The organism is Shewanella sp. SR44-3, from assembly GCF_014163735.1.
Taxonomy (GTDB): Bacteria; Pseudomonadota; Gammaproteobacteria; order Enterobacterales; family Shewanellaceae; genus Shewanella.
This window is the reverse complement of record NZ_JACJDV010000079.1, coordinates 1-2,051: the sequence shown is the minus strand read 5'-3', so window position 1 is coordinate 2,051 and position 2,051 is coordinate 1. Positions and strand designations below refer to the sequence as shown.

The window sequence follows — 2,051 nt, the reverse complement described above, 5'->3', positions numbered from 1 at the left end:
CTCGGATGGGTTCATGATAATACTCCTAGATAAATGCCTAATTGGCAGGGTCTAGTAAGTATTTATGATGAGTGGATAGCGGTGAGCTTTATCTTTACTGCCGCAAAGCGGCTTCGTTCAACAAGCTAATTAATAAGGACAAAAAACAGTTTGCTGTTTTCGTTCCTCAACATTTTAGCAAACAATTTTTTGCCCATTATTAGGGCGTTAGAAGCATGGAGAGATATGAGCATTAAACAAGAATGGCAAAGGAAGTGGAGAGAGGCTTTAGGTGAGTCCACTGATTCTATGCCAGATATCAGAGATGATTATGCTCTTCAATTCGACATATGGAATATTGGAGATGAAAAATTAAAAGAGTGTTTTTCAATATTCCCTAATGGCGATAGATTACTTAAACGAGTTAACGAAGTAAGGAAAACTCACCCTCAAACTACAGAAATTGATGATGAGAAACTTTTAAACAAACTTGATCAGCTAAATGAAGATATCGAGAGTGTACTCCGAGATTTTGGAGATGAGGAGCTCATCGAATTAAATGGAGAAAAGTTTACTGCGAAGAAACGCTCCGTTTATAGAGGCAATGAATCACAGAGACATGAGATTCTCAAAAATAGTGATTCATCCACAGTCCATTTAGATGATGAACTGTGTGAAATCATTGAGAAACACTGCGGCAAGGAAGGTTACGAAGCCTTTTTCTTTTTAAGTGAGCCTTTATATCAGTTGTCTGGTTGCTATTACACAGTATCTCATTGGATAGCCTGGGCAATGGTAGAAGCTGAGTATGAGGCCGATCCATATCAGGCCGCATTTGATTTATACAAAATAAAGGCACAGGCTAGGTGGTCAAATGATGAGCAGTTCATTTACATCGTCAGCTAAGCTTCTAACAAGCAGCAACCGACCGTCAAAAGTGTCACTTAAATTGCTGCGCAATTACGCGCCACTTTTGCCGGCGGCTGTGCTGGGCGTTATATGCAACGGAGTGTCCAATGTTTATAGTATCTTTAACATACAAATCAGAGTTGTCTGAAGTTGATAAGTTTATTAACGAGCATGTCACCTTTCTAGAAAAATATTATGCTTCAGGTAAGTTCATTGCCTCTGGTCGCAAAGTTCCTCGAACTGGTGGCATAATTTTAGTAAACGCATCTAATAAAGGTGAAGTGGATGAAATTATAAAAGAAGACCCATTTCACAAAGCAAATGTGGCAAACTACGAAGTTACAGAGTTTGTTCCAACTATGGCGTCTAAAGAATTCGAAGCAATCAAAAATTGCATATGACAAGGCATTTAAACGGAACTAAAACAGTGGGTTACGTTTCGCTCCGCTACACAGTATAACCCACAATTTTAGTCCGCTTAATGCGGCGTTAGGCCGCTTATGAGCATCGAGTCGTTTGACAACATCCTGCTGGAAGATACGTTTGTCCTCTCCTGGCATCAGGATGCTGGCGTTCTTATATTCCGGGTTCTAGCAAGTCTGCTGCAGTCCCATCCAGAAGCCTCAGTGCCGGTCGCAGGCGAGTGGGCCTGCTATAAGCCGGGCATCATTAAGTTTTCTAGCGTTTCTTCGGTTCGTGGACTTCTGCCACAAGAGTCAGTCGCTTCCACCACAGACCCAGACGGCAGCCTTGATTACGGCACCATTGATAGCTTGGCCCAAACTGGGTCGGGTGAGTACCGTATTGTGGGAGACTTTGGCGTTGTCACGGTAGCGGCACATGATGTTTCACTTACTCTGGCAGCCGCCTTGAAATAAGGTGCTAAATAAGGTGCCATCCATGTTAGTTGAGAGTCTCCAGACTTTAAACTAAGCTTAAAATCTGGACTGATATTGACGAAAGGTGAGTTTATGCCACGCCCTAGAAGAAGTCAGGTGAGTGTGGAGCTTCTTGTTTAACATCAGTCCTTTCTACCATTGCAACAGTCGTGTTATTCGCCGTGCATTCTTTACCAATAAAAAGTCTGCGGTGATGATGCACTGGTTTATTGGGTGAGTCGGGTAAGAATTTTGACCATCGTCGTGCTTGGGTAGAAGCGCAAT

At 42.4% G+C, this 2,051-nt stretch carries 3 protein-coding genes; all 3 read left to right on the top strand.

Features of this window, described 5'->3' with window-relative positions:
• Positions 1–225 precede the first annotated feature (225 nt).
• The 3 genes from H5073_RS17825 to H5073_RS17815 all read left to right on the top strand — a co-directional run bounded on the left by H5073_RS17825 (position 226) and on the right by H5073_RS17815 (position 1,766).
• Complete coding sequence (locus tag H5073_RS17825) at positions 226–885, top strand: hypothetical protein (RefSeq protein WP_182680905.1); 660 nt, start codon at positions 226–228, stop codon at positions 883–885.
• A gap of 110 nt (positions 886–995) precedes the next feature.
• Positions 996–1,289, top strand: a complete 294-nt coding sequence (locus H5073_RS17820) for a YciI family protein (protein ID WP_182680904.1) — start codon at positions 996–998, stop codon at positions 1,287–1,289.
• 99 nt (positions 1,290–1,388) lie between these two features.
• Positions 1,389–1,766, top strand: coding sequence for a hypothetical protein (locus H5073_RS17815; RefSeq protein ID WP_182680903.1), 378 nt, complete (start codon positions 1,389–1,391; stop codon positions 1,764–1,766).
• The last annotated feature ends 285 nt before the right edge of the window (positions 1,767–2,051 follow it).